Genomic DNA, 19,328 nt, shown 5'->3' with positions numbered 1-19,328 from the left:
TCGAGATCCCCAAGCGCAGGCTCACGGTGTTCACCGGCGTCTCCGGGTCGGGCAAGAGCTCGCTGGTGTTCGACACCATCGCCGCCGAGTCGCAGCGGATGGTCAACGAGACCTACAGCGCCTTCGTACAGGGCTTCATGCCGGCCCTGGCCCGGCCCGAGGTGGACGTCCTGGAGGGGCTGACCACCGCGATCATCGTCGACCAGCAGCCGATGGGCGCCGACCCCCGCTCCACGGTCGGCACCGCCACCGACGTCAACGCCCTGCTGCGCATCCTCTTCAGCCGGCTCGGGCAGCCGTACGTCGGCCCGCCCGGCGCGTTTGCGTTCAACGTCCCCTCGGTCCGGGCGAGCGGCGCGATCACCGTCGAGCGGGGGACGAAGAAGGCCGAGAAGGTCACCTTCTCCCGCACCGGCGGCATGTGCCCGCGCTGCGAGGGGCGGGGGAGCGTCACCGACCTCGACCTCACCCGGCTCTACGACGACTCCAAGTCCCTCGCCGAGGGGGCGTTCACCATCCCCGGCTACAAGCCGGGTGGCTGGAACCACCGCCTCTACACCGAGTCCGGGCTCTACGACCCGGACAAGCCGATCCGCGAGTTCACCGACAAGGAGCGGTACGACCTCCTGCACCGCGAGCCGGTCAAAATGAAGATCGCGGGCATCAACATGACGTACGAGGGCCTCCTCCCGAGGATCCGGAAGTCGATGCTGGCGAAGGACCGGGAGGCGATGCAGCCGCACATCCGGGAGTTCGTGGACCACGCCGTCACCTTTGCCACCTGCCCGGACTGCGAGGGCACCAGGCTCAACGCGGCGGCGCGGTCCGCGAAGATCCAGGGCATCGGCATCGCCGACGCCTGCGCGCTGCAGATCAGCGACCTGGCCGTGTGGGCGCGCGGGATCGACGAGCCGTCGGTGGCGCCGCTGCTGGGCAAGCTGTGCCACAGCCTCGACTCGTTCGTGGAGATCGGCCTCGGCTACCTCTCGCTCGACCGGCCGGCGGGCACGCTCTCCGGCGGCGAGGCGCAGCGCGTCAAGATGGTCCGCCACCTCGGCTCGCCCCTGACGGACGTCACCTACGTCTTCGACGAGCCGACCGTCGGGCTGCACCCGCACGACATCCGGCGGATGAACGACCTGCTGCTGCGGCTGCGCGACAAGGGCAACACGGTGCTCGTGGTGGAGCACAAGCCGGAGGTGATCGCCATCGCCGACCACGTCGTCGACCTCGGCCCCGGCGCCGGCGCGGAGGGCGGCACGATCTGCTTCGAGGGGACGGTGGAGGGGCTGCGGGCCGCCGGCACCCGCACCGGCCGGCACCTCGACGACCGGGTCACCCTCAAGAAGACCGTGCGCGAGCCGGCCGGCACGCTGCCGGTCCGCGGCGCGACGGCGCACAACCTGCGCGGTGTCGACGTCGACGTCCCGCTCGGGGTGCTGGTCGCCGTCACCGGCGTCGCCGGGTCGGGCAAGAGCTCGCTCGTGCACGGGTCGATCCCCGCGGGCGAGGGCGTCGTCTCGGTCGACCAGGCCCCGATCCGCGGCTCCCGGCGGAGCAACCCGGCGACGTACACCGGGCTGCTCGACCCGATCCGCAAGGCGTTCGCCAAGGCCAACGGCGTCAAACCGGCCCTGTTCAGCGCCAATTCGGAGGGCGCCTGCCCGGCCTGCGGCGGCGCCGGTGTCGTCTACACCGACCTGGCGGTGATGGCCGGCACGGCCGCCACCTGCGAGGACTGCGAGGGCAAGCGGTTCGACGCGTCGGTCCTCGAATACCGCCTCGGCGGGCGGGACATCAGCGAGGTGCTCGCGATGCCCGTGACCGAGGCCGAGGAGTTCTTCGCCGCGGGCGAGGCCCGTACCCCGGCCGCGCACCGGATCCTGCGGCGGCTGGCCGACGTCGGGCTCGGCTACCTCACCCTCGGCCAGCCGCTCACCACGCTCTCCGGCGGCGAACGGCAGCGGCTCAAACTCGCCGCCCACCTGGCGGAGAAGGGCGGCGGCCCGTCGGTGTACGTCCTCGACGAGCCGACCGCGGGACTCCACCTCGCCGACGTCGAGCAGCTGCTCGGCCTGCTCGACCGGCTCGTCGACTCCGGCGCGTCCGTCATCGTCGTCGAGCACCACCAGGCCGTCATGGCTCACGCCGACTGGATCATCGACCTCGGCCCGGGCGCCGGTCACGACGGCGGGCGGATCGTCTTCGAGGGCACGCCCGCGGAGCTCGTCGCCGCCCGCTCGACGCTGACGGGGGAGCACCTGGCGGAGTACGTGGGAGCGGTCTGACGGAGCCCGTCGGGGCGCGGGGTCAGCGCAACGCGACGAGCCCCGCGTCCGTCGCGGTGAAGCCGCAGGCGCCGAAGTAGAACGGGCGCAGGTGCTCGTCGAAGTCGACGTGCAGCCACTCGCAGCCCGCCGCGCGGGCCTCCCGCACCGCCGCCGCCACCAGCTCCGCCCCGACGCCGGCCCGGCGCAGCTCCCGGGCCACCATCGTGTCGAGGACGAAGGCGTGGACGCCGCCGTCCCAGGCCACGTTGACGAACCCGACGAGCCCGCCGCCCCGGTGGGCGCAGACCCAGCCGAGGCTGTGGCGGCGCACCCGCTCCCGGAGGCCGAGCGGGGTCCTCGGGTGGCCGAACGCCTCCGCGTGGAGGGCGTCGGCCGCCGCGTCGTCGAAGTCGCCGCGCCACTCGTACGTGATCGTCATGGACGGCATCGTAGGCGGGCGACGTTGTGGGCGGCCGGCCCGTGGCGTCAGGAGAGCGCCACCAGCTCCCGGTACTCCGCGCTCCACAAGTCCTCGTCCGCGTCCGGCAGGAGCAGGACGCGGTCGGGGCGGAGGGCGTCGACGGCGCCCTCGTCGTGGGTGACCATGACGACCGCGCCCGGGTAGGCGCCGACCGCGGCCAGGACCTCGCCGCGGGAGGCCGGGTCGAGGTTGTTGGTGGGCTCGTCCAGCAGCAGGACGTTGGCGCCGGAGTGGACCAGTCCGGCCAGCGCCAGCCGGGTCTTCTCCCCGCCGGACAGCACCCCGACGGGTTTGTCGGCGTCGTCCCCGGAGAAGAGGAACGCCCCGAGGACGCCCCGGAGTTCGCCTTCCGTGAGGTGCGGCGCCGCGGCCGCGAGGTGGCCGCGGACCGTGCCGGCGGGGTCGAGGGTGTCGTGCTCCTGGGCGAAGTAGCCCAGCCGCAGCCCGTGCCCGCGCACGACCCGGCCCGCGTCCGGGGTCACCTCGCCGGCCAGCACGCGCAGCAGCGTCGTCTTGCCCGCGCCGTTCAGCCCGAGGACCACCAGGCGGCTGCCCCGGTCCACGGCGAGATCGACTCCGTCGAGGACGGGACGGCCGCCGTACGACTTGGTGAGGCTGATCGCGCCGAGCGGCATCCGCCCGCAGGGCGCCGGTTCGGGCAGCCGGATCCGCGCGGTCTTCTCGGTCCGCCGGGCCGGCTCCAGAGCGGCGAGCATGCGGTCGGCCCGCCGGCTCATGCTGCGGGCCGTCACGGCGGTGGCGGACCGGGCCTTCATCCGGTCCGCCTGCGCGTGCAGGGCGGCGGCCTTCCGCTCGGCGTTCGCCCGCTCCCGGGTGCGGCGCCGCTCGTCGGCCGCCCGCTGGGCCAGGTACGTGTCCCAGCCGGTGTTGTGGACGTCGATCGTCGCCCGGCCGGGGTCGAGGTGGAAGACACGGTTGACGACGGCGGCGAGCAGCCGGGTGTCGTGGCTGATCACGACGAGGCCGCCCTGGTGGGTGCGGAGGAACTCGCGCAGCCAGGCGATGGAGTCGGCGTCGAGGTGGTGGTCGGCTCGTCGAGCAGCAGGGTGCCGTCGTGGCCGGCGAACAGGATGCGGGCCAGCTCCACCCGGCGCCGCTGCCCGCCCGACAGGGTGCCCACCGGGCGGCCCAGCACCTCGTCGGGCAGGCCGAGCCCGGCCGCCACCCGGGCCGCCTCCGCCTCGGCCGCGTACCCGCCGCCGGCCTGGAAGTCCGCCTCGGCGCGGGCGTACGCGCGCATCGCACGCTCCAGCGCGGCGGGTGCCGTCGCCGCGGCCATCGCGGCCTCCGCGTCCCGCAGCGCGCGCAGGGCGCGGTCGAGGCCGCGCGCGGACAGGATCCGGTCGGTCACGGTGACGTCCGGGTCGGCGGCCCGGGAGTCCTGGGCGAGGAAACCGACGGGCCCGGTGGCCAGCACGCTTCCGGCGGCGGGCCGCGCCCGTCCGGCCAGGGCGGTCAGCAGGGTGGTCTTCCCGGCGCCGTTGCGGCCTACGAGGCCGACGCGGTCGCCGGGGGAGACGGTGAAGGAGATGTCGGACAGCAGCAGCCGCGCACCGGCGCGCAGCTCGACACCACGAACGGTCAGCATGGGATAACGCTCCGAATAAGCTCAAGGACACACTTCTGGCGTGGAAGCGGGTCCTGAGCTAGGAAATTCGGGGCGTGGACATGCGGCCACGGTAACCGACGCCGCCGCGGGGGCGCATGCCCTTTTCTTGATGAAGGGGCCGCCGGCGGCCGCTTCCGCGCGGCCGCCCGGAGTCAGCCCGCGCGCTTGAGGCGCTGCTGGGGGTCGTAGCCGTGGAACGGGCGGTCGAAGAGCCAGTTGTAGAGGAGCTCGCGGCAGACGGCGGGCTGGAAGGCCGGCACCTGGTGGCCCGAGTCGGGCACGGCGACCTGGGTCAGGTCGCCGAGGCGGCGGACGAAACCCTTCGGGTCGCCCTGGGACTGCGCCCAGACCAGGCGGGGCGCGTCGCGCCACAGCGCGTGCTCGTGCGCGCCCTTGCGCCGCATGAGGTCGTCGAGGATCTCCTCGGTGGCCCGGTAGCCGCACGCGGTGTCGAAGTTGCCGGTGTAGAGCAGCGTCTTGTAGCCCTTGCCGATGATCTCGGCGTACCGGTCCGAGCAGTCCCGCATGTTGTCCGCCGCGAGGGCCTCGGCCACCGGGCCGTCGTTGTCCGCGCACTCCCAGGGGACGCCCGGGGGCACGTGCAGCGCCGCCTTCACGGCCGCGCTGCCCAGGTAGGCGCGGAGGGCGCCCATGGGCAGGTCGTCCCAGCGCCGGACGTCGTAGAGGTCGAAGTTCCCGCCGTACGAGAGGACGGTGTCCACCAGGTCGTTGCCGAGCCGGGTGGCCTCCTCGAACCGGTCCGCGTCCAGGGCGGCCCGGTAGACGGCGTAGGCGTCCTGGAGGGAGTCGCGCTGGGCGATGCCGAGGAAGCCGGTGGTGTACGCGTAGTCGATCAGCACGCGGAGCGACAGTTCCGGCCTGATCCAGCCGTTGCCGACGGATATCCCGCGCAGGTCGACGCGGCTCCCCTCCGGCGCGCGGCCGTTGCGCGCGTCGAGCTCCAGGGCGATGGCCGGCACGTACTTGCCGGCGTAGCTCTCCCCGCAGACGTACAGCGGGCAGTGCGCGTACTCGGGATGCAGGGCGAAGAACGCCTCCAGGCCGTCGCAGAACATCCGGGCGAGCGCCTGCTCGTCGTGGACGTACGTGCCGGCGTCGGAGTGGCTGTAGCCGGTGCCGACGGGCTGGTCCCAGTAGACGACGTGCGCCTCCTGGTTCCAGGTGGCGTCGGTCACGGAGACCGTGCCGGCGGCGTCGTCGGCGATGGACAGCGGGCCGTTCTCCAGGAACAGGCCGAGCAGCGAGGAGGCGCCGGGGCCGCCGTTGAGCCAGACGAGCAGCGGGGTGCGGCTGATCAGGTCCTGCTGGTCGTGGACGGGGGTGCGCGGGTCGCAGGTCTGGCTCTCGAAGAACCAGTAGAAGAGGTGGTTTTGGGAGCCGGTGTCCTCCGCTGTGCCGTCGCCCGTGTCGTCGAGGTGGACGTGTCCGGCGTACGAGCGCGTCTTCAGGTCGATGCTGAGGGTGTCGAGGACGTTGGCGGGTATGGAGGTGACGAGGTCGTCCGGGGGCATGGTTCCCTTTCCGTTTCCGTTCGGCGGTGGCGTCGGCGCGTCGGGGAGCGGGCCGGGCTCAGGAGGTGAAGGGGCGGACGCGCCGGGAGCGGGTGCGGAACGCCCTGGTGAACAGCTTCGTCGACCGCTCCCGCTGTTCCAGGACGCCGATGCGCTGCCCCTGGAGGAGTTGCAGCGCGGGGAACCGGCCCTTTTCGAAGAGGAGGATGTTCAGCGAGCCGCCGTACTTGAAGTTCCCGATCCGCTCGCCCTTTTCCACCATGACGGGGTTCTCGCCCGACCCCGACTCCCGGAACTTCTCCAGGAAGTTCACGGACGCGATGGAGTTGAGGCCGACGGGCACCAGTCCGACGTACCCTTCGCCGTCCGGGCCGCCGGCGGAGTCCAGGTACTGGGTCTTGATGATGACGTAGCCCCGGCGGAAGTCCTCGAACATCGAGTAGTCGTAGCCGTATCCGACGTTTCCCTTGTCGAGCAGGCCGGGGAAGTCCCGCATTCCGTAGTAGCAGCCGCCGATGTCGTCCCGGGCGGCCACCACCTCGCCCGCCACCGGGGCGTGGTACCAGTGGTAGCTGTCGGGCATCAGGATGCACGACACCGCCGTGCCGCCGATGAACTTGTGGGCGTATTCCGAGTGGTCGAGCAGCTTTTCGACGTTCATGCTCACGGTCTTGACGGGTATCTGCGTGTCCGGGCCCAGTTCGTCGACGATCATGTTGATGACACAGTCGGCCGGGGCGACGACCACCGTGTCGTCGTCCTGGTCGGCCACCGGCCGCCGGCCGTCCTTGAGTTCGCGGACGAAGAACTCGTTGAAGTTCTCCCAGTCCCGCACCTTGTAGTCGTCCATGCGCTTCGAGCCGAGCTCCCGGATCCACGCGTCGATGAGGTCCTTGGAGTGCGGATCGTCCATCTGCAGGCCCTGCAGGTGGGTGAAGTCGGCCGTCATGGCGTAGCCGGGACCGGAGGTCACGAAGGTCATGCCGAAGTCGTTCAGGTAGTTGATCCAGCTGAACTTCTCGATGTAGTCGAGCCCGTTCTTGACCCCCGACTTCCAGTCGTACCATTCCCCGAAGAATTCGCAGAGGCGCTGGATGTCCGCGCCCTGCCAGTCGTAGTAGACCTCCGAGTCCTTGTCCTCCGGACACGGTACGACGTGCGCGATGGCGTCGTCGTACAGGGTCGCGAAGTCGTCCTGGTTCTGGTCGTACGCGGTCTGGATCCGCTCCTGGAACTCTTCGATGCTCGTCGAGAACGTCATGGGGTCGCTCATGGCCCGCCTCTTTCCTTCTTCTGATCAGGGGAAGTTCGGGACGTCGTACGGCGTCGCCAAATCTGCCTTCCGGCCGATCGTCCGAGGAAGGGCGCCGAGGCGGCGCATACTGTTCCCTGCCAGGGGCCGTCCCGTAACGCTGGTCGTCTCGTGTCACATGAGCATCAGGGGTGCCGCACGGCGTCGTCTCAGGTGTCCCGTGTGGCAGCCCTGATCCGTTGAGCAACTTCCGTTGCGGGGTAGGGGAGGTGCGCACAATGACCGGTATCAGAATCGGGCACACATTCGGATCGCTGCCGGAGGGGCGCTTTTTTCCGGGCGGGGGAAAACGCCGCAAGGAAGGAACGGGGAGAAACGCGGATTTCGAGCCACCGGACCGTCGGACACGTGTTTAGTGCGCGCGGCACCAATACGCCTGTACGCAGCGGGAATTCCCGTCAAGAGCGGCGAATCGGCGTGGCCGAAGCGCGCTCTGGCCGCCGCGCGGGACGGTGTGTGAAGGATGAGGGCTCACCACCGCCCCGCGGGCCGACGGACAGGAGACCCCCATGACGTCCCGGCAGACCGGCCACCGCACCCCGGCCGAAGTGATCGCACTGCTCACCCGTACCACCGACGCCGAACGCCGGCTCTCCGTCGAGCAGCGGCTGTTCCCCGACCTCCTCAACCTCGGCACCGCCGAGAACATCCTGCTGTTCCCGCGGCTGAACGAGCGGGTCTTCGGCAGGCTGCGCGCGCTGACCGAACAGGACCTGCGCTACCCCGTACCGATCTACGGCACGGAACGGATGCGCGAGGACATCGTGGAACTGCTGAACCCCCGGTTCGGCGGCGACCTCACCACCGACGAGGTCTTCGGCACCTCGGGCGTCTCGGCGGCCCTGGAGTGCCTGGCCTTCGCACTGAAGAGGACCGAGTACCTGGCGGACGGCGACCGGGTGCTGATCCCGGCCCCCTTCTGGCAGGGCTTCCGCTGGTGCTTCGAGCAGCGGCCGGGCCTGGAGTGCGTCCCCGCGCCGCTCGGCACCGACTTCGACCTCACCCTCGACGTCCTGCGCCGCACCTACCACGAGCAGCGCGTGAAGCCCCGGCTGCTCGTCCTCACCAACCCCAACAACCCGCTGGGCGTCAACTACGACAAGGAACTGCTGGAGAAGATCTACACCTGGGCCCTGACCCAGACCGACATGCACGTCATCTCCGACGAGATGTACGCGCACTCGCAGCTCCTGACCGCGCGCACGTCCTTCGTGAGCGCCTTCTCCCTCGACGCCTACCGCGACCACCCGGAGGCCCGGGACCGGGTGCACGTCGTCTGGGGCTTCGCCAAGGACTTCGGGCTGTCCGGCTTCAAGGCCGGCGTCGCCCTCACCCGCAACTCCAGGGTCCAGGACGTGCTCAACGGCACGGACGGCGAGCCCTACTCCTGGTTCAGCCCCTTCGACTCGCTCAAGCACCACGTCATCGGCAGCCTGCTGGAGACCCGGGACACCGGCGGGAGCTTCGCCGCCGAGCTCATGGAGGAGTACCGGACCGTCCTCACCCGGGCGTTCGACTCGGCCCGCACCGCCTGCGACGAGGCCAAGAACATCCCGTACGTCTTCCGCGAAGGGCAGAACTCCGCCCAGTTCCTCTGGCTCGACCTCCGCGAGCACCTGCGGCCGGACGCGCCGGAGATCCCCTACGAGCAGGGCCCGCACTTTCCCGGGGAGGGGGACGCGGGCCGGGCCGGGGACGGCCGGCTGCCCGTCCTCTTCTCCGAGATCGGCGACGCGGAGAGCGAGCTGTTCCAGTACATCAAGGACAAGGCCCGGGTGCAGCTACTCCCAGGCCAGACGCTCTCGGCCCCCGAGCAGGGGTACTTCCGGCTCTGCTTCACCGCCTTCGACGAGGGGACGGTACGCGAGGCGATCCGGCGCGTCTCCCAGGCGCTGGCAAGCCGTTCCGGTTGACGTGGCGGCCGGTTGACGTGGCGGCCGGTTCCGGGGTGGCCGGTTCTACGGCGGTCGGTTCCCAGGCGACGGCCTGGGCGAGGACGACGAGGACGAGCGGGTAGTCGTAACCGTCGTTCTGCACCCACAGGCCGTGCGGCCACTTGACGGTCAGGGCGACCGTCAAGACCCCGGCGATCCCCGCCGCCGCGAGCGGGGTGAGGGCGCCGCAGGCCAGCAGCAGCCCGGAGCCGAGTTGCTGGTGCCCGCGGCGAGGGCGGTGAGGACCCCGCCGCGGAAGCCGTCGCGCCGGAACTCCTCTGCCCCGCCCGCGAGTCCGCCGCCCCCGAGCCGCCGGCTGACCTTCTGCACGCCGTGCGCGGCGACGAGCAGGCCGACCGTGAGCCGGACGAGCAGCAGCGCGGTGTCCACGGTCAGCCCGCGGCGTGCGGGTCGACCATGGCGTGCGCGTAGACGAGGCCCAGGCCGTAGGCGCCGCCGTGCTCCTTGACCACCTGGGTCGTGGCGGCGTACGTCTCCGTGCGGGCCCAGTCGCGCTGGAGCTCCAGCAGCACCTGGAGCCAGGTGACCGGGACGGCGCCGGCGGCCGTCATCCGCCGCATGGCATGCTCGTGGGCGGCGGGAGTCACGCCGGCCGACGCGTCGGCGACGACGTACACCTCGTAGCCCTGCGCGAGCGCCGACAGGGCGGGCATGACGAGGCAGACCTCGGTCCACAGCCCGGACAGGACGATCTTCGTGCGGCCGGTGGCCTTGACGGCCTCGACCAGGGCCTCGTCCTCCCAGGCGTTCATGGAGGTGCGGTCGACGATCGCCTGCTCGGGGAACACCTCGCGGAGCTGCGGCAGCAGCGGGCCGGAGAACGACTCGGCGGCGACGGTGGACAGGACGACGGGTACGTCGAAGACGCGGGCGGCCTTGGCCAGCCCCACGGTGGCGTTGACGACCCCGGCCCGGTCGGCGCTTCCCGCGCCGAAGAACATCTGCGGCTGGTGGTCCACGAAGAGCATCATCGCGTTGTCGGGGGTGAGGAGTCCGGCGCTGGGCACGGCGCGGACGGCGTCGAAGTCGACCATGGTGGTCCCTTTCTGTGGGTCTTCTGTTCTGTGGGTCTTCTGTCGGTGAGACGGACGCTACGGGCGTTGTCACGGCCGGAGTTGACCGTGAGTGGCCAGGGATGTTCCGGCGCTGCACACGCGGGGTTCGGAGCAGGGGTTCAAAGCAGGGGTGCAGAGCAGGGGTTCAGAGCTGGAAGCAGGGGTCGAAGGCGGCCGGGGACGCCTCGGGCGCGGCGCCGCGGGCGACCCGCCACCGCCGGTGCTCCTCGGACGCGGCCACGGCCTCGGCGAGCGATCCGGCCTGGCGCGCACCGGAGCCGCCGGTCGCGCCGGAGTCGCCGGTCGCGCCGAGGCCGCCGGTCCGGGAAGGAGCCGGCGTGGCGTGGTAGCCGCCGAAGCGGGCCACCGGGCTCCACTCCGGCCGGACCGGCGGCAGTTCCTCGTCCAGCCCCTCGTACTCGGCCGCGGCGTACACGATCCGGCCGCCGACGACCGTGAGGACGGACTCGATGTGCGGGATGTCCTCGGCCGGGACGGTGAGGAAGTCGTCGCCGAGGACGGCGAAGTCGCCCAGGAACCCTTCCTTGAGGACGCCCTTGACGTCCTCCTCGCCCGTCATGCGGGCGCCCGCGCGGGTGTAGAGGGCGAGCGCGGTCTCACGGGAGAGGAGCCGGTCCGGCGGGTAGAGGGCCAGGTCGCCGACGGTGCGTCCGGTCACCAGCCAGTGCAGGGCGACCCACGGGTTGTAGGAGGAGACGCGGGTGGCGTCGGTGCCGGCGGCCACCGGGAGCCCGCGGGCCAGCATCTCCCGGACGGGCGGCGTCCGGGCGGCGGCCTCGGCCCCGTACCGTTCGGTGAACACCCGCCCCTGGAACGACATGCGGTTCTGCACGCTCACGCCGCCGCCCAGGGCGGCGATGCGGTCCAGGCTCTCCGGGGACGCGGTCTCCGCGTGGTCGAAGAACCAGCGGTTGCCGGCCGGGAACAGGCCCTCGGCCGCCAGCTTCTCGAAGACGGCCAGGTCGCGGCGGATCGTCTCGTCGTAGGTGGCGTGCAGCCGGAAGCCCCAGCCGTGTTCCGCCAGCAGCCGGACGGCCTGCTCGAACTCGCCCTCGTAACCGGCCGCGAGCTCGGGCCGTGGCTCGGCGAAGTTCTCGAAGTCGGCGGCGGCCCAGGTGAGGTTCTCGCCGGCGCCGTTCAGGCGGAGCCACTCGTCGCCGTCGCCCGGCCGGACGGTCTCCACCCAGCGGCGGAGGTCGGCCAGTTCCTGCCTGGCGGTCTGCGGGAAGAGGTGGTAGGCGATGCGGAGGGAGAGCTCGCCGGAACGGGCCAGGTCGACGACGGTGGCGTAGTCGTCCGGGAAGTTCTGGAAGCCGCCCGCCGCGTCGATGGCGGACGTCAGGCCGAAGCGGTTGAGCTCGCGGAGGAAGTGGCGGGTGGAGAGGCGCCGCCCGGTCTCGTCGAGGCGGGGTGCGGCGGCGAGGGTGGAGTACAGGATCAGGGCGCTCGGCGCGGCGAGGAGTACGCCGTTGGGGTCGCCGTTCCGGTCGCGGACGATCTGGCCGCCGCGGGGGTCGGGGGTGTCGCGGGTGAAGCCGGCGGCGCGGACGGCCGCGCGGTTGAGGATCGCGGACTGGTAGAGGTGCAGGACGAAGACCGGCGTGTCCGGGGCGGCGGCGGTGAGTTCGGCGGGGGTGGGCAGCCGGTGCTCGGCGAACTGGTCCGCCGTCCAGCCGCCGACGACCCGGATCCACTGGCCCTTGGGGGTGCGGCCCGCCTGCTCGCGGAGCATCGCGAGCGCCTGCCGCAGGGACGGGACGCCGTCCCAGCGCAGTTCGAGGACGTAGTTGAGGCCGCCGCGGATGACGTGCAGGTGCGAGTCGTTGAGCCCCGGCACGGCCCGCCGGCCCAGGGCGTCCACGACGCGCGTCCGGCGGCCGACGTACGACGCGACGTCCCGGTCGTCGCCGACCGCCAGCACGCGGCCGTCCCGGACGGCGAGGGCGCTCGCGGCGGGGCGGCCGGGGTCGCCGGTGAAGATCTTCGCGTTGCGGAGGACGAGGTCGGCGCTGTGCGCGTTGGGGGTGGAGGCGGGGGCGGGGTCGGGTTCGGGGGCGAGGGTGACACCGCTGACGGGCATCGACGTCATTGGGTTGGCCTTTCGGGTCAGGGGGGGTCGTGAGTCAGAGCGTGCGGATCCGAGGGTGCGGAGATGAGGGTGCGAAGATGAGCGTGAGGATCAGAGGGTGCGGATCAGAGGGTGCGGCGCACGCCCGCCTGCCGTTCGAGATCCCGCAACTGCACGGTCAGATCGCCCTCGACGGCCGCGTACGCGGGCCCGGTGCGCCCGATGGGCAGCACGCCCACGCCGCGCATGTCCTCCAGCATCAGGGCGAAGGCGGTGTACAGCGCGACGGCGGCCAGGAGGAGGCCGAGTACTCCGGAGACGGCCCCGAGCCCGTCGCGGCCGGTGAGGTTGTGGGCGGTGAGGTTGTGGGCGGCGGCGACCGCGAAGCGGGGCACGGCCACGCACAACACCAGCCACAGCGCGCGCTTGCGCGCCGCCACGCTCGCCATCATCAGGGCGAAGAGGGCGAAGACGGCGTTGAGCACGCCCAGCACCCGGGTGCCGCCGGCCGGGTCCAGCACCAGGACGAGGGATGTGGCGAGCCACATGCCGGAGAAGCAGGCCATCAGCGAGGCCGCGAGCACGTCCCGCGCTCCGAACGCCAGTATGGACACAAGGAGTTGCAGGACGAAGGCGGGCAGGATGACAAGCCCGACCGCCTGCCGGGCGTCCGGCCCGAGAACACCGAGCTGGAGACAGCCGACGACGACGGAGGCGATGGCCACGGCGTAGAAACCGAGCGGCATCGGGGAGGCGATGGGGCGGAGGTTGATGCGCGTCATGCGCCGGAGGTCGGGTTCGTGGCGGCGGGCGGGCGGGGTGTCCGCGGCGGGGGCGAGGGTGTTGTCACCGCTGGTGTTCATGGATGCTTCTCCTCCGGACGGGCCGGGCGCACTGCCGGCCCGTCCGGCGTTCGAGGACCTCGCGGCGAAGCCGCGACGCCGGTTGTCCGGGGCGGCGGCCCCGGGAAACGGTGAAGGGGCGGGACGGGGCGAGGCCGACGGCCGACCGCACCCTCACCCGGCCCGCAGCGCCCGCCGCAGACAGTCCGAGGCGAGAGTGATGGCAGACTCGGCGGCACAAGTGGAGCGCAGCGCGTCAAGCATGACGAAGTCGTGGATCGCCCCCAGAAACCGCACGGCGGTCACCGGCACACCCGCGGCCCGCAGCTTCGCCGCGTACGCCTCACCCTCGTCCCGCAGCACGTCGGCCTCGGCGGTGACGACGAGCGCCGGCGGCAGCCCGGCGAGCTGCTCGGCGGTGGCGCGCAGCGGCGAGGCGGTGATCCGCGCCCGCTCCTCCGGGTCAGGGGTGTACTGGTCCCAGAACCAGCGCATGGCGTCGCGGCGCAGGAAGTACCCCTCGGCGAACCGGTGGTAGGAGTCGGTGTCGAACGAGGCGTCCGTGACGGGGTAGAAGAGCACCTGGTAGCGGAACGGCACGCCGCCGCGTTCCTTGGCCAGCAGGGTGAGGGCGGCGCTCATGTTGCCGCCGACGGAATCTCCGGCCACCGCGAGGCGCCCGGGGTCGAGCCCCTTGCCCGTACCCTCCTCGACGATCCAGCGGGCCACCGTCCAGTTCTGCTCGACGGCGACGGGGTAGCGGTGCTCGGGCGACAGCGCGTACTCGGGAAACACGACGGCGGCGCCGGCGCCGACGGACAGTTCGCGCACGAGCCGGTCGTGGGTACGGGCGTTGCCGAACACCCAGCCCGCCCCGTGCAGGTACAGCACCACCGGGAGCGCCCCGGAGACCCCGGCGGGCCGGACGATCCGCACCCTGACCTCCCCCGTCGGGCCGCCGGGAACCGTCACCCACTCCTCCTCCACAGCGGGCGGCTCGACCGGCGGGGGCCCGGCCTGCACCTCGTCGACGGCCCGACGGCCTTCAGCGGGCGGCAGTTGGAAGAGGTACGGCGGCTGCGCGGTGGCAGCGGCGAACGCGGCGGCGGCCGGTTCGAGGAGGGGCGGCTGGGGCGGGTGGTCGGTCATGGGACGGGCCCTTCGGCTCGGCGGGCGGGCGGGGGGAGAGCCGCGCGCGGGCGCGGCACCCGCAGGACGCTAGGCCGGGGGCCGGCTGCCGAGGTGACGTCACGTGCACTGCTCCTTGCCCGCCGGCGCACGGGCTGCGGCCTGGGTGGGTGGGGTGCCCCGGTCCCGCCCTTTCACCGTTTCTGCCAGGCTGCGCCCGGCCCCCCGCATCGCGGCTTCGCCGCGAGTTCACAGACGAGGGACGCGCGACGCGGGACGCGGGACGCCGAGGGCTGGGGAATTACCGGAAGGCGTCACGGCCGAAGGGCCACCAACAAGTCGACGACGTCCGTCTCCTCGATCAGGCCATCGGGGAACGCCGCACTCAGCAGCCCGCGTTCGGCGGCGAAAAAGGCGCGCCGCGGCTCCTCGCCCAGAACGAGGAACGCCGAACGGCTGCCGATGTTGGCCAGGTGCGTATCGAGCGGGACCACCCGGCTCCAGCGCAGCAGACGGCGTACGACCCGCAGGCCGCTCAACCCGGCGAGCCGGACGGCGTCCTCGTCGTCGGGCCGAGTGGCGGAAGCCGGCTTGGTCCCGCGCACGGCCCGGGCGATGCGGGCGTGCTGCGCACGGATCCACGGCACGTCAAAGGCCGTGGTGTTCCACCAGATCGCCAACGCACCGCCCGGCCGCAAGACGCGCAACGCCTCGGGGACGGAACGGGCCGGATCGGTCCACTGCCAGGACTGCGCGTACGTGACGAGATCGAAGCACGCTCCGGCCAACGGCAGAGCGTTCCCGTCACCCCGCACGACCGGCACCACCTCCCCACACCGCCGAGCCATCGCCTCCCCGGGCTCCACGGCGACCACCTCGGCCCCTCTGCCACGCAGCAGCGCACTGGCGATCCCGGTCCCCGCCCCGACGTCGGCGACCCGAGCGCCTGCGAGACGACGACCGGCGAGTTCCTCGACGGCGTCCAGGAGCGCGGGCGGGTAGGAGGGGCGGGTGGTCGCGTACTGGTCGGCGGCCGTGTCGAAGGATCGAGCGCGGGGGTCGGTGGTCATCTCCTCATCATCTGCCTTGGGCGCGGGCCGTTGGGGGCCGGGCGTTGGCGGAGTCTCGTTGCGTTGCGGCGCGGCGTCCTGGGGGCGGACGGCTGATGGGGCGCGGCGTCGAGAGCACCGGGCCACTGGAGGGCGGGATGCCGTCGGGTGATCCGACGTGGGTTGCCATCACGGACCTGGGGAGCCGGTTGTCGGTGCCTCGTCGTACGACGGGCACTCCGCGCCCTGAACGCGGGCGCCTTGCGGCTCGCTGCGGTCGGCCGGATCGGGGGCGTGGCTGACGGGCCGGGCGCGCACAATTTGGGTGCGCGGCGCGCGACTACGATGGCGGCCGAGCCGGCGCATAAAGCCGTCCCGGCTTCGACGTTCCCGCAGCTTCAGTATCCTCGTGCCCGATCCAGCCGCTGACGGCTCCCGACCCATCGTGCAGCAGCTGCATCGACGGCACGGCTTAGCGGTTCCCCGGACTTGCGGAAGTGAAGGAAAACGGGGCTCCGCTCGTGAGAAGGTGCAGGTCACGAAGTGTCGTCCCCGCGCGTGCGGGGGTGGCCCGGTGAAGTGCCAGGTGTAGAACCGTCGTCCTTCGTCGTCCCCCCCCGCGCGGGCGGGGGTGGCCCGGTGAAGTGCCAGGTGTAGAACCGTCGTCCGTCGTCGTCCCCGCACGCGCGGGGGTGGTCCGGCGCCGGGCAAGGACGGGATCGGCTGGGGCATGTGGTCCCCGAAGGTTCGGGGAGGGGGCCGGGAGGGCGTGCTGAGCATCGGTGATGTGAACCTCGCCGGTGTGGGCCGGTTGCTCAGCAGCCGCCCGCCGACCGGAAGTCACCGCTTGCGCTGACCCGCCTGGGCAGCCGGCCGGTCACCACTCGCCCGGCTGCCACCGCGTCCCGCCCGCGGCGATCGGCGGAAGCACACCGCGTACGTACCCCCCGCACCCCGCAGAAGGACAGTCAACCGACTTAATACCCAGCCGCAGCCCACCACCCACACTTGCCGTGACCACCCCACCCGGCCGCGCCGGGCCACGAACGAGGAGTCACGTGCAGCACATCGACGCCGACGAGAGGACCGCTCCGTCGTCCCGCACAGACCGGCTCGCCGCCTGGCGGGACGCGACCGGACGCGCCCTGGGCGCCGCCGTGCAGACAAGAGCGCGGCAGGCAGGCGACTTTCACGGCACCCTCGACCTACGACACCTCGGCTACCTGCGGGTGCTGTCGCTGGAGGGGGACCCCGTCCGGCTGAGCAGGGCGCCTCGGCTCGTCGCACGCGAGCCCGCTGACGGGATCGCCGTCGCGCTCCAGCTCGAAGGGGTCGCCGCCCTGACGCAGGACGGCCGCAGCGCGACGTTGCTGCCGGGTGATCTGGCCGCGATCGACCTGCGGCGCCCCTTCTCCCTGGAGCAGCGGCTCCGCTTCCGGCAGCGGCTCTTCCGGCTGCCCGGGCACGTCCTGAACGTACCGGCGGCACCCCTCGCGTCCGTGACCGGGCGTGCGCTGCCGGCGGGCGGGGGAGCGGCGGCGGCGCTGGGCCCCTTCCTGGAGCGCCTGGCCGACCGCGCGGCGCGGATCGCCCCGCCCGTCGGCGACGTACTGGCCGGCGCGGTCGCGGACCTGCTGTCCGGGCTGGTGGACGCGTACGCCGACGAGGCCGACGACGGGACGGGCGCCGCCCGCGACCACCTGCTGCCCGCCGTGTACCGCTACATCGACCGGCACCTGGCCGACCCGGACCTCACCCCCGAGAGCGTGGCCCGCGCCCACCGCATCTCCGTCCGCTACCTCCACCGCCTCTTCGAGGGCGAGGAGTCGACCGTCGGCGGCCACATCCGCCGACGCCGCGTCGAGGAGTCCGGCAAGGACCTCACCCGGCCCGCACCGGAACGGGACCGCCCGACGATCGCCACCGTCGCCCTCCGCTGGGGCTTCCCCAGCCCGGCCCACTTCAGCCGCGCCTTCCGGGCCGCGTACGGCCGTTCCCCGCGCGAATGGCGCGAAGCGGCTGCGGCGGGGGCGCGGGGGTGAGAGTCAACAGCCGGGTGAGGCGGCGAACCGAAGGGGATTCGCTTGCCCAAGGCCTGGTGGTGGGGTGATGCGTGGGATGATCGCTCGCCCTCCGCAGACCCGCGCACGCGGGGAGGGGAGGCGGCAGACGAGGCGGGGTGGGGGGTCACTTCGGTGCACGCCCGCGCGCGGATGGCGGATGAGGGGCGCATACCGAACACGGGCACCTGCCCACCGGTGCTCTCCTCGCTCACGGGGACGAGACCGGGACGCGCAGACCGCACAGATCCACGGGAGCACATGGCGACGGGGACAGCGACTGCGTCTCGAAAACCCGCCGAGTGCTGGGGCAGCCTCGCACGTGCAGGGCCGAGTCGTCGGGGTTCCAGTAAGACCTGACTGGCGTGGGGCCAATCCCGCGGGTGCAGGGACGAGAACGGGGCGTGGACCTCGCCGGCCGCAAAGGCCGAACCACCCCCGCGCGTGCGGGGAAGAGGTCGCACAGATCAGCCCGGCCGACCAGAACGCCGAACCGCCCCCGCGTATGCGGGGAAGAGACTTCGTGACCTGCAACTTCTCATGGGCCGGACGTGGTTTTCCGTTCCTTGCCGGACTGGGAGCCAAAGCGTGCGGCACAGGGCCGGAGAGAAAGCCCGCGCACGCCCGCCGGCGCACGGCTCCGATGCCACCGTCATGGGAGTGCCGGGCTCCGCGACGAGCGCGAACGACGTGCACCCGCCCTCGGCATCGAGCCCGGCAGGGAGGCCTGCCCAGCTCGGTATCTCCCAGCCCGCCCGCGCCCCGAAGGGGTGAAGTCCTTGCGTGAGGTCTGTCGGGGAGGGGCGGCTTGCGGTGTTCTCCCCGAAAGGCGGCGTAGGCCGCGAGCCGGGTCGGCCGGAGGGGAGGGTGACTGCCGTGCGAGGTGGCTCCGGGAAGTGGCCCGCGGGCGGAGCCCGTCGGGGGCCGGTGTTCGTGGTCGTCGTGGCGATGGTGCTGTCCTTGCTGGTTGCCGGGCAGACGAGACCAGCCGAGGGCGCCGCACCCGCCTGGCCGCTGCCGGGAGCGGTCACCGGGGACACCTCCGTGCACGACCCCTCCATGGTCAAGGTCGGGGAGCAGTACCTGGTCGCGTCCACACACAACCAGGAGAACTCCGGGTGTCCGACGACCGGGTTGACTTCAGGCGGCTGGGCCCGGCCTTCGGCGCGGTCCCGTCCTGGTGGAGCCGGTTCAGCTCGTCCGACGACGTCTGGGCACCGGACGTCCCGTACCACGACGGCACGTACTGGATGTACTACTCCGTCTCCGGCTTCGGCTCGAACACGTCCGGGATCGGCCTCGCCACCAGCGCCACAGGGCAGCCCGGCACCTGGGTGGACAGCGGAGCACCCATCCTCACCTCCCCGTACCCCGGGTACGACTTCAACGCCATCGACCCCAACCTCCTGGTGGACAGGAACGGCAAGTGGTGGCTGACCCTCGGCTCGTTCCGGCTCGGGATCCACATGGTCGCCCTCGCCCCCCCCCGGACCGGGAAGCCGTCGGCTTCCGAGACCGGGATCCGCCACCTCGCGCAGCGGCTGCACGTCTGGCCCGACCCGGTGGAAGCTCCCTTCGTCTTCCACAAAGACGGCTACTACTACCTCTTCGTGTCCTTCGACTACTGCTGCAAGGGCGTGAACAGCAACTACAGCATCCACGTCGGCCGTTCCGCCGCCCCCGACGGACCGTACGTCGACCAGGCCGGTCGCGCCATGGTCGGGGACGGCGGTACCCTGCGCTCGGCACGCACGACAGCTGGGTGATCGGCCCGGGCGGGCAGTCCGTCGTCCATGACGACGCCGACAACCACGACCTGCTGATCTACCACTACTACGACGGCCGGGCCAACGGAACACCCAAGCTGGGCATCAACCACCTCGGCTGGAGCGGCGGGTGGCCCTACGTCTACTAGGGAGCACCGA

13 protein-coding genes and 2 pseudogenes are annotated in these 19,328 nt (G+C 72.2%); 5 read left to right on the top strand and 10 right to left on the bottom strand.

Annotation, left to right across the window (positions count from 1 at the left end):
* A partial coding sequence (locus tag JNW98_RS18635) for an ATP-binding cassette domain-containing protein (protein WP_223769385.1) occupies positions 1-2,288 on the top strand: 2,288 nt, incomplete at its 5' end.
* Positions 2,289-2,310: 22 nt separating this feature from the next.
* Here the strand turns inward: JNW98_RS18635 and JNW98_RS18630 are convergent.
* The 4 genes and pseudogenes from JNW98_RS18630 to JNW98_RS18615 form a co-directional block, all read right to left on the bottom strand.
* Complete coding sequence (locus JNW98_RS18630; protein WP_223769384.1) at positions 2,311-2,709, bottom strand: GNAT family N-acetyltransferase; 399 nt, start codon at positions 2,707-2,709, stop codon at positions 2,311-2,313.
* A 47-nt stretch (positions 2,710-2,756) separates the two neighbouring features.
* Positions 2,757-4,360: pseudogene (locus JNW98_RS18625) on the bottom strand (ABC-F family ATP-binding cassette domain-containing protein).
* A gap of 173 nt (positions 4,361-4,533) precedes the next feature.
* Positions 4,534-5,913 carry a S10 family serine carboxypeptidase-like protein gene (locus JNW98_RS18620; protein WP_223769383.1) on the bottom strand — a complete coding sequence of 460 codons (1,380 nt, stop codon included), beginning with the start codon at positions 5,911-5,913 and terminating at the stop codon, positions 4,534-4,536.
* 58 nt (positions 5,914-5,971) lie between these two features.
* The gene (locus tag JNW98_RS18615) at positions 5,972-7,186 is read right to left on the bottom strand and encodes a phosphatidylserine decarboxylase (RefSeq protein WP_223769382.1); all 1,215 of its coding nucleotides are present in this window, start codon (positions 7,184-7,186) and stop codon (positions 5,972-5,974) included.
* A gap of 548 nt (positions 7,187-7,734) precedes the next feature.
* Here JNW98_RS18615 and JNW98_RS18610 point away from each other — a divergent pair.
* Entirely contained in the window at positions 7,735-9,138 is a 1,404-nt protein-coding gene (locus JNW98_RS18610) for a pyridoxal phosphate-dependent aminotransferase (RefSeq protein ID WP_223769381.1), read from the top strand.
* Between the two features lie 64 nt (positions 9,139-9,202).
* Here the strand turns inward: JNW98_RS18610 and JNW98_RS18605 are convergent.
* The 6 genes and pseudogenes from JNW98_RS18605 to JNW98_RS18580 form a co-directional block, all read right to left on the bottom strand.
* Positions 9,203-9,549 (bottom strand): annotated as a pseudogene (locus JNW98_RS18605) (DoxX family protein); the annotation flags it as partial.
* A gap of 2 nt (positions 9,550-9,551) precedes the next feature.
* The gene (locus JNW98_RS18600; RefSeq protein WP_223769380.1) at positions 9,552-10,214 is read right to left on the bottom strand and encodes a hydrolase; all 663 of its coding nucleotides are present in this window, start codon (positions 10,212-10,214) and stop codon (positions 9,552-9,554) included.
* 166 nt (positions 10,215-10,380) lie between these two features.
* Entirely contained in the window at positions 10,381-12,345 is a 1,965-nt protein-coding gene (locus tag JNW98_RS18595; protein ID WP_223769379.1) for an amidohydrolase, read from the bottom strand.
* Positions 12,346-12,449: 104 nt separating this feature from the next.
* A complete protein-coding gene (locus JNW98_RS18590) occupies positions 12,450-13,187 on the bottom strand; it encodes a GPR1/FUN34/YaaH family transporter (RefSeq protein WP_223769378.1) in 738 nt (245 codons plus the stop codon).
* A gap of 153 nt (positions 13,188-13,340) precedes the next feature.
* Positions 13,341-14,315: an alpha/beta hydrolase gene (locus tag JNW98_RS18585; RefSeq protein WP_223769377.1), complete on the bottom strand. Its 975-nt coding sequence runs from the start codon at positions 14,313-14,315 to the stop codon at positions 13,341-13,343.
* A gap of 293 nt (positions 14,316-14,608) precedes the next feature.
* Positions 14,609-15,364 (bottom strand): class I SAM-dependent methyltransferase, encoded by a 756-nt coding sequence (locus JNW98_RS18580; protein WP_223769376.1) that lies wholly within the window; start codon positions 15,362-15,364, stop codon positions 14,609-14,611.
* Positions 15,365-16,401: 1,037 nt separating this feature from the next.
* Between JNW98_RS18580 and JNW98_RS36635 the strand changes: the two genes are divergently transcribed.
* The 3 genes from JNW98_RS36635 to JNW98_RS18565 all read left to right on the top strand — a co-directional run bounded on the left by JNW98_RS36635 (position 16,402) and on the right by JNW98_RS18565 (position 19,318).
* Entirely contained in the window at positions 16,402-17,385 is a 984-nt protein-coding gene (locus JNW98_RS36635; RefSeq protein WP_223769375.1) for an AraC-like ligand-binding domain-containing protein, read from the top strand.
* Between the two features lie 1,136 nt (positions 17,386-18,521).
* Complete coding sequence (locus tag JNW98_RS18570) at positions 18,522-19,169, top strand: arabinan endo-1,5-alpha-L-arabinosidase (RefSeq protein ID WP_308015627.1); 648 nt, start codon at positions 18,522-18,524, stop codon at positions 19,167-19,169.
* On the top strand, positions 19,166-19,318 hold the full coding sequence (locus JNW98_RS18565) for a hypothetical protein (RefSeq protein WP_223769373.1): 153 nt from the start codon (positions 19,166-19,168) through the stop codon (positions 19,316-19,318). The genes JNW98_RS18570 and JNW98_RS18565 overlap by 4 nt, the downstream gene beginning before the upstream one ends.
* Positions 19,319-19,328: the final 10 nt, after the last annotated feature.

It is taken from the genome of Streptomyces huiliensis, assembly GCF_020037025.1.
GTDB lineage: Bacteria > Actinomycetota > Actinomycetes > Streptomycetales > Streptomycetaceae > Streptomyces > Streptomyces huiliensis.
The sequence above is the reverse complement of the archived record's forward strand: the minus strand, read 5'-3'. Positions and strand labels throughout refer to the sequence as shown.